Here is an 8,846-nt window from a genome sequence, read left to right on the forward strand (position 1 = left end):
TCCGCTGCCTAATCAGACGGGCTTGGACCCTCTACCGCTGGGATACCCGGCCTCGAAGCCCCCGCATCCGATGACCTACTGGCGGACGCCCTTAGCCAAGGAGACCTCGACGAGGCGTGCGCCACCGCGCGCGCCGCCCTCGACCTGGCGAGCACCACTATGGTCAAGCCGCTCGTCCTGCGGGCCAAGGCCCTTGAGAAGGCCCTCGCCCCGTGGGCTCGAGAGAGGCCCGTGCTGGAGCTGACCGCGTGCGTGAAAGAGTCGGAAGCGCAACTGGTTCGCGCCTAGGGAGGCTAACCATGGAGTGGGAGACGTTCGGACGCCGCAAGGTCTACGGCAGCCCGTGGGTCGAGGTCTGGCTGGACGACGTTGAGGTGCCCGGGCTCGGCCGGATCGACCACCACGTCGTCCGCTACCCCCGGGCATCGACCACCTCCGTCGTCACCAACGACCGCAGCGAGTTCCTCCTTCTCTACCGGCACCGGTTCATTACCGGTCGGTGGGGCTGGGAAGTACCCGCCGGCTGGGCCGAGCCCGGCGAGGACCCGGCCGCCGCGATCGCCCGCGAGGTCGAGGAGGAAACCGGTTGGCGCCCCGGCCGCGTCGATCTGCTGACCGAGTACGACGCAATGGCCGGCATCAGCGACGCGCACTTCCGCTGCTACCACGTCACCGGATGCACTCGCGTGAGCGAGCCGGAGGACGTCTCCGAGGCGGCCCGGGTGGAGTGGGTGCCGGAGGCCGAGGTAGTCAAACTCTTGGTGAGCGGCGAGGTCCCGGACGGCCCGTCTCACACCGCACTGTCGTACTACCTTGGCCCGCACCGGCTGTCCCGGCGTGGCTGATCGGTCTGGTCACTGGTCAGCCACGGCACCACGGTCAAGCCCTCGGCGCCGGTAGGTTCGTGCCCACCAGCCACAGGAGGACCCGTGCCCAAGACCGTCACCCGCCGCAAGATGGGGCCCCTTCGCCCTCGCAGACCACACCTTCATGGTGATCTGCACCGCCGGCCTGTGGCCCCCGTCCTCCTCATGGCCCGCCACGGCCGCAAGACCGTGACCAAGTACCACGGGTTCCCCGAGGCCTGACACGACAACGCCCCCTCCCGGGCGGGGGCGTTATGCTGCCCGCGATCGCAGACGCAACGTTCCGGCGAAACAGGGCCACGGGTCACCCTCGCGAGCGTGGGGCCATCGTCCTCCCCGCACCCGCGGGGGTCAGCCGTTGTTGATGACGTCGCCGCCGGCGTTGAGGTCCTCCCCGCGTCCGCGGGGCCTGCCGGGCGTTTACCGTGGCGAGGCGTCCGGACGGTCACGCGAGCGGCACCCGCGCCAGGGCCGCGCGCACCGTGGCCGCCAGGTCGCCGACGTGGACGCCGAGGTCGCGCAGGTGGCGGGCGGTCTGGGCGATGGGCAGGTCGACGCGGTGGGCGATGCGGACGAGTTGGGCGAGCGGCATGGGCGGGTCCATGGGCTGCGGCATCGCATGTTCGTCGGCGGTGAGCAGGCGCAGGGCCTCGCGTTGGGTCAGGTCCGGGGGGAGGTCGTCGTGGGAGACCCGAAGGCCGTAGGAGCGCAGCCGGGTGGCTAGTTCCCTGGGGCGACGGTCGAGGTCCCGGGCGGCCAGGGCCAGGAGGAAGAACGGGATCTCGTCGTCGGGGCTGAGCCGGAACCACCAGGGGGTGTCCGGCCGGTCGTAGTTGTCCACGTCGATCTGCAGCAGGTCGTCGTGGCGGAAGAGCTCGCGGTCGAGTTCGCCGGGCCGCTGCGGCAGGACCATGCCGACCCGCACCCGGTAGGCCGCGAGTCGGCTGGTCAGCTTCCGCAGGCTGAGGCCCAGTTCCTGGGACACCTCGATGAGTTGGTGGAAGCTCGGCGCGCGGTCCGTCCGGAAGGGCGACCACTCGACCTCCCAGTCACCGGCCAGCAGGCCGAAGTCGTCTGGGGATTCCCGGCACTGCGCGGGCGGCGGGAGGGTGAAGCCGAGGCGTGCGTACTCGGCCCGTACCTCGTGGGCGGGCAGTTCCAACCAGTCCTGGGCGGCCACCAGCTGCCACGGCGGGAGCGGGCCGGTGGCGCTGACCCATGGCCATGCGCCGGTGTGGTCCCGGCTGAGCCACCGCACATAGTCCTCGTCCGGCCGTTCGGGGAAGTCGAAGGGCTCCACCTCGAGGCCGTAGCGTTCCAGCCGGTGCCGCACCTGCGCCGGGCTCAGTCCCGTTTTCAGGGCGGCCTGGGCCACGTGGCCGGGCGGCACGGGGCCGGTGTCCGAGATGCCGCGGTATTCGACGACCTCGCAGTCCTGGTGGAGCAGTCGCAGGTCCGTCTCGTCGGGCATGCCCGCCGCTGTAGCGTCCGGTAGGACGGTGATTCCGTGGGCCCGCATGGCGGCCGCGGCCTGCGCTACGCTCACGCCGAGTCCCTCTCCGACCTCCAGCAGATCGCCGATCGTCGCGTGCGAACGGCGGCGATCGTACGGCTGGTCGAGCCAGGTCATGTCCGAGGTGTCCGCCCACTCCTGCGTGTCGGGGGAGGCGGGCACCACCAGGTCGCTGACGCCGAAGAGCCGTCGCCGCTGCGCCGTGGCGGCCGGGTCGCAGCCGAGCCGCCGGGCGACGCCGAAGGCGTCCGAGGGCCGGGTGAGCCCGAACACGCCGCGCTTGCCGGTGAACAGCTCCGGGTCCGACGGGCGGGCTCGGACCGTCCGGCGGGGCTCGGCGAGTTCCGGTACGAGCTCCGTCAGCTCGCGGGCCAGATCGCTCTCGGGGTGGGCGAGGACGCGCCACAGCAGGATGTGGTCCGGTATCGAGAGGTACACGGCGTCCGACGACCGTTCCGCGCGCCGGTTCGTCAGCAGGCCGTCGAGGAGCTTGCGGTCCAGCGGGAAGCAGCCGGCCGTGGCGGGTACGGCTGCCCGGCCGCGAATACGGAACGCCGCGCCCGCTTCGAACGCGGCTTCGGCCACCAGGTCCGCGATGCGCGGGCTGCTCTCGGCGACCTTCTCCATCCACTCCAGGGTGAGGAACCCCGCGCCGCTCGTCACCAGGGCGCCGGCCGCCGCGGCCAGGAGTGCCTCGACCCGGGGCGAGATGTCGTCCAGGACGGTGAGGCGGTCGGAACTGAGCCGGCGCGGGGCGTGGTCCCCGGAGAGGTTCACCACGACGCCGTGGAGGCCGGTGAGCACCCCGACCCGCTGTCCCGGCTCGATCGTGAGGCCGTCCACCAGCAGCAGGCCGCCGTCCTCGCGCCAGATGACCTGGGCGCCCGGTGGGCCGTCCGTCCATTCCACCAGACTGCTGAGGTCCGGGCCGCCCGTCTGTACCCTGCCCGGCCCCCGGAGGACCCCGGGCTCCCACTCCGTCCTGCGCCCGCCGTGCCGCGCCGTCGTCGGGAACTCGGCGATGTGCAGCACCGCCGCGAGCGCGTCCAGGCCGGACCAGGAGCGGCGCCGGTCCCGCAGGTAGAGCCGCACCGTGGTCCCGGGCCGGGTGCCCCGCTCCTCCTTCTCGACGATCCGGAACAGGTGGTTGGGCCCGAGGATGTGGGCCTCCACCAGCGGTCCCGGCATGCCGTCGAGTCCCATGCGGCAGGACGTCACCCGGATCTCGTCCGCGAGCATGAAGTAGGACAGGACCCCGATCCCGAACCGGCTGTTGGGGTGCAGCCGCACCGGGGGCTCCACCCGCTCCCACTGCGCCTGTTCCAGCAGGAAGTCGGGCTGCTCGGCGAAGCGGGCGCCGGCGTTGGAGAACACGCCGCGCAGCTCCGCCTCGCCCATGCCGATGCCGTCGTCGGCGCACTCCAGGTACTCGCGGCCGTCCTCGTCGACGCCCTGGACGAGGTCGATCCTGCCCTCGTACGGGTGGAAGGGCCGGCCGGAGCGCTCCAGGTACTGGGTCCTGGCGCGGCGGTAGCGGCACGCGTCGAGGGCGTTCTGGTACAGCTCGCGCACCGCGAGGCCGTGGTCCTTGTAGAGCTGGGTGCCGGTCAGCAGGCCGCGCACACGGCGGTCGTCGAGCCGGAAGCGCGCGCTGCTGGTGAAGGTCCCCGGCGCGGGGACGACGCCGTCGGCGGAGATCCGAGCGGGCAGCGGCGGCAGGGGCCGGGCGATGCGGTCGGGCAGGGCGATCCGGTCGGACAGGGCGCGCCCGACCGCGAGGAGCAGTCCGTCCAGCCGCTGCGCGTGCTCGCGCAGGGCCTCCACGACGGCCTCGTGCTCGCAGACCGCCTTGAGGACGGGCAGCTCCGGGGATCCGCTCCACGTCGACCTGGCCAGGGTGCGGCGCAGCCCGTCGAGGTCGACGGGGTTCGGGACCCCGATGTGCTCGACCACCGTGTCCGGGAGGACGGCGGGTTCGATCGCGGCGCCGTACGCGACGGCGAGCAGCAGGCCGGCCCGGCGTTCGCGGATGCGCTGGCGTCCGGGCCCGGGCAGGAGTTCGTCGGCCTCGAGCTGGCCGAGGTGCTCGGGGTTGCAGATGTCGGCGCCGATCCGCAGGCCGGCGAGGATCCGGGCCAGGCGCCGGACGTTCAGCGCCTCGGTCAGCGGGCCGCTCCCGGCGGTGAGTTCGGGCGCGAGCGTGGACGCGAGATCTGGCACGAGATCTGGCACGAGATCTGGCGCCAGTTCGGCTTCGAGTCCGGCGAGGCGGTCCGCCCCCTTGTCCTCCTCGGCGAGCCAGCGCCGGTACAGCCACCACCCGGTCGCCGGCGCGGCCTGCGGGCGCAGCCGGGCCCGGTTCACCAGCAGGTCGTGGCCGGCCAGGAAGGACTGGTAGCCGGCTCGCTGGCCCGTCGCCGCGCGCCGGGGGCGCAGGTCGGTGGGGTCGGCCTCCAGCCGGGAGGCCAGGAGCAGGAGTTGGTGGGTCTGGTAGAGGTAGGGCAGCAGGACGAGCAGCCCGGCCTCGGCCGGGTAGAGGTCGAGCGCGCCGTCGGGCTCGCCGAGCAGCCATTCCACCCGGTCCGCGAACCGCGTCGCGAACCCGGGGTCGGCCCACGGGTCCCCGGCGGTCCTCTGCTCGGCGCGGTCCCGGACGGCGGCGAGCCGCTCGGCCAGCCGGGCGGCGTGCTGCCGGTGGGGCTCGGCGTCGCGCGGTGCGGCGTGGGCCCAGACGCCCGACTCCAGTACGGCGCGGACCCACGGCTCGCTGGGCGGGGCGGGATCGGCCGGAGCGGGGGTCGTCTGGAGCGTCATCGAGCCCACCTGGATGACGGTTTTCTGGTTCCCCCCGCCGATGGTGTTCGTGACGTTGTACCGATCCACCCGTTGTCCTCCCCCGGTCACCGCGTGGGGGACAGCTTAGGTGGACGGGGCGGCGGGCCGTCGTGCGGGTGAACGCCGCCGGAGGCGACGGTCGCGAGGCCCCGAAGACCGGCCCCGGCCGGAGGTGAGCGCCCGGCCCGTTGCGGGACCCCGTCGCTGGCGGCGAGAGCGGTCGGGTGCTCGCTCCGGATCCGCTCTTCGCCTGCGGTGGCGGGAGGATCCGGCAGTCGTTCACGCGAGCTGTGCGGGCTGCAGGGCTGCGGTGCTCGGCCAGATGTACGAGGCGTGGTCGTGGGGGCTGACGGCGGTGGCGGGCGATGTCGTCGTGGAAGCCGGAAGCCGGAAGCGAGGTCGCCAGTGGCGGCGATCGCGGCAGCGTGCGGTGCGTCGACGGGGACGACGCGATGACTTCCCGTGTGCACAGGGCCCAGAGCCGCACGGTGTCGGCGCTGCTGCTGATGACCTCTCGGCTGGCGTTGTGGGCAGCAGGTCGGCGGGAAGGTACGGACGGCTGGGACTGTGTCCCGTCACCGCGCCGTATCCCAGGCGGTGGCGCGGAGACCTCCTTTCGTCACGGCCGGGCGGGCGTCCTCCCCGCACCCGCGAGGCCAGCCGTCACCCGGTCAAGGCTGGCGGACGAGTGTTGCCTGGGGTTGCCCCGGGGATGCGATGGCCCCCGCAGTCGAACCCGTCAACCGCCTGGGGAACGACCACGAGCAGCCCTGTCCGGCCCCGCACCGGAGACCGCTTTCGGGGATCGCCGTCGACTGCCACTGCCGCGCGTGTTGTGGAGAATCCGTGCTTCGCCGGCCACTCACCGCACCGGAGCGCTACGTTGGCGGCTGCCGACTGTGGGGAGAACCGTCGACATGACCATCGACCAGGCCGCCCTCGGCCGCGCGGTGAGGGCGGTTGCCACCGCCGCGCACGCCGATGACGTGGCCGCGCTGTACCGGGCCGTGATGCCACCGACAGGGACGGACACACCACCGGCCGAGGCCGCGACCTGGTTCGGGACGCTCCTCATCCACCTGGCACTCACGGCGGCGACCGCTTCGAAGCTCGAACCGGGCTGCCACCGGGACGCCGTCTCGGAGTGGATCGGGCGGGAATTGGGCCCGCCGCCCACCCCGGCACTGCTGCGCGCCGCGGACCCCGGCCGCATCGACCACGTCGAAGCCGTGAGCGCCGCAGCGGACTACTCCCGCTACCACGAGTACGCCGTCGACCTGGTCCGGGTGGGCCTGACCGACCCGGACCAGGAACCGGACGAGCGAGGCGTCGACGCCCATTGCGCGGTGACGAACGACCAGGACGCGCGGATCACCGTGATGGCGATGCTCGGCCGCCTCATCCCCGTTCCCGGCGACCGAGGCTGACCTTGCCGCTCCGGAAGCTCGCCTGAACCACGAACCTGTCGACGGTCCCGGCAGCTCAGCTCATAGGGGACATGGGGATGCCGGTCGCGCAGACCGGCGAGTGATGCCGTCCTCCTCGGGCAGTCCTCCCCGCACCCGCGGGGGTCAGCCAGCTGTGCCCCGCCGTCGTGGCCGGGTGGGGTGTCGTCCGGGTTGATGCTGATCATCGCCCAGTCGTAGTGGCGGTCGCCCTTGGTGCCGTGCCCGGTCCGCAGCCGTTGCCAGGCCCGCCGGGGCAGCTTGGCCAGCAGGGCGGTGGCGGTGAAGCGACCGGCCGGGGTGGTGACGCGGTGGCCCGCGGGGACGGCGACCGTGTAGTCGTAGCCCAGCTCGCGTATCCGCTCTCGGAGTTCACGCCCGCCGTAGACCTCGTCGGCGGCGGCCCACCGGGCCGGGAGCCCGGCGTCGCGGGCGCCCTTCAACATGGCGGCGGCGAGCTGGGGCTTGGGGGTGAAGGCCAGCTCGTCCGGGACACCGGTCAGGTCGCGGCGCTCGTCGTCGGCGGCCCAGTCCTTCGTCAGGTGCAGGGCCCGGTCGACGATGGCGTGGCCGAACTCGTCCGCTTCCTGCGAGCCGAGCGGATCACCGTGGTCGATGTCGACCGGCCCGACCGCAAGGCCCGCCGCGCACACGGCAAGTCCGATCCCGTCGACGCCTACGCCGCCGCGACCGCCGTCCTGTCCGGCCGGGCCGGCGCCCGGCCTGGGCCGTCAACCGCTCGGCGGCCCCGTAGACCGCATGGACGCCGACGAGTTCGCCGTGCCGGTCGTACCGCAGGTCGAAGGTGGTGGAAGGGCCGCCATCGGTCGTGTCGTGCCCCGACCGGTCGATCCGGTCCAGTTCCCGCGCCTGCGGTATGAGAGACCACGGATCACCAAGTGACCGGCAACGCCTGCAGGCCGCGGAAGACCAGTTCCGGCACGTAGGTGAGCTCGGACTCGTCAACGGCGAGGCGCAGTCCCGGATACCGTTTCACCACGGACCCGATCGCCACCCGCATCTCCCGGCGGGCCAGTATCGCGCCGAGGCAGAAGTGCGGCCCGTGCCCGAAGGCGAGGTGCGCTGCCGGTCCTTCGCGCGTGATGTCGAAGCGGCCGGGATCCGGGTACACACCGGGGTCGCGGTTGGCCGCGACGATGACCGGTAACACCGGTTCGCCCGCCCCCAGTTCGACGCCCTCCAGATCGACGGGCTCGGTCGTGACCCGGACCTCGGCCGAGGTGAAAAGCCTGCTGTAGCGCAGTAGTTCGTCGACCGCCGGTCCGATCAGGTCCGGTGACGACCGCAGCAGCGCGAGTTGGTCCGGGTGGCGCAGCAGGGTCAGCAACGAGTTGCCCAGCTGGTTGACGGTCGTCTCGTGGCCGGCGATCAGCAGGCCCTCGAGGTTGGCCAGCAGCTCGGGTTCGGTGAGGTGGTCGCCCTCGTCGTTGGCGGCGACCATCGCCGAGATCAACCCGTTGTCCGGGTGAGCCCGCTTCTGACGCACCAGATCGGCGAGCCAGTCCTGCATCTCGCTCTGTGCGGCCCGCAGTTCGTCCGTAGTGATGTCCGTGACGAACAGCCGCCTGGTCCACCTGCGGATGGCCTCCGCCTCGGAGTAGGGCACGCCGAGCAGCTCGCAGATGACCATCAACGGCAGTGGAGCGCAGAGACCTGCCACAAGATCCGCGGTCGGATCGAGGGAGTCGAGCAAGGAGTCCACAGTGGACTGCACGCGTGGCTCGAGCTGATCGACCATGCGTGGGCTGAACGCCTGCGACATCAGCTTGCGCAGGCGGGCGTGGCGCTCGCCGTCCAGGCTGGAGACCAGTAACGGGTCGGCGGCGACGGACAGTTTCAGCGGGCCGCCCGGAAGTGTGGCCGCCTCCCGGCTGAACCGGCTGTCGCTCAGAACCTGGCGCACCGCCTTGTGGGAAAGGGCGAGCCAGACGTCTGCCGTACCCATCGTCGCGAGGACGACCGGAGCCCGCGCGAGCAGAGCCTCGGCTTCGGGCTCGTTGTCGAGGTGGTGTGGTGTGGTGAAGGGAAACGTGGCTTGCATCGCTGCCTCCTGACTGGATGTCACCAGGCCCGGGCGCCGGGTGCCGGGCGCGAACGGCCGGGACCGATGCGCGGATCGGTGACAGCTGGGTTGTGTGCCGCCGGGGGCGGTGGCGCTTCGCGATC

General features: G+C 72.5%; 4 protein-coding genes and 1 pseudogene. 2 read left to right on the plus strand and 3 right to left on the minus strand.

Annotation, left to right across the window (positions count from 1 at the left end):
- Positions 1-299 precede the first annotated feature (299 nt).
- Complete coding sequence (locus tag ACZ51D_RS41345; protein WP_465626581.1) at positions 300-845, plus strand: NUDIX hydrolase; 546 nt, start codon at positions 300-302, stop codon at positions 843-845.
- Positions 846-1,311: 466 nt separating this feature from the next.
- On the opposite strand, the gene ACZ51D_RS41350 is transcribed toward ACZ51D_RS41345, so the two are convergent.
- On the minus strand, positions 1,312-5,193 hold the full coding sequence (locus ACZ51D_RS41350; protein WP_465665435.1) for a wHTH domain-containing protein: 3,882 nt from the start codon (positions 5,191-5,193) through the stop codon (positions 1,312-1,314).
- A 938-nt stretch (positions 5,194-6,131) separates the two neighbouring features.
- On the opposite strand from ACZ51D_RS41350, the gene ACZ51D_RS41355 reads away from it, so the two are divergent.
- Positions 6,132-6,641, plus strand: coding sequence for a hypothetical protein (locus tag ACZ51D_RS41355; RefSeq protein ID WP_465665437.1), 510 nt, complete (start codon positions 6,132-6,134; stop codon positions 6,639-6,641).
- 356 nt (positions 6,642-6,997) lie between these two features.
- Here the strand turns inward: ACZ51D_RS41355 and ACZ51D_RS41360 are convergent.
- A pseudogene (locus tag ACZ51D_RS41360) lies at positions 6,998-7,312 on the minus strand (transposase); the annotation flags it as partial.
- Positions 7,313-7,551: 239 nt separating this feature from the next.
- Complete coding sequence (locus tag ACZ51D_RS41365) at positions 7,552-8,721, minus strand: cytochrome P450 (RefSeq protein WP_465665439.1); 1,170 nt, start codon at positions 8,719-8,721, stop codon at positions 7,552-7,554.
- Positions 8,722-8,846 lie beyond the last annotated feature (125 nt).

Source organism: Kitasatospora sp. NPDC033851 (assembly GCF_055576085.1).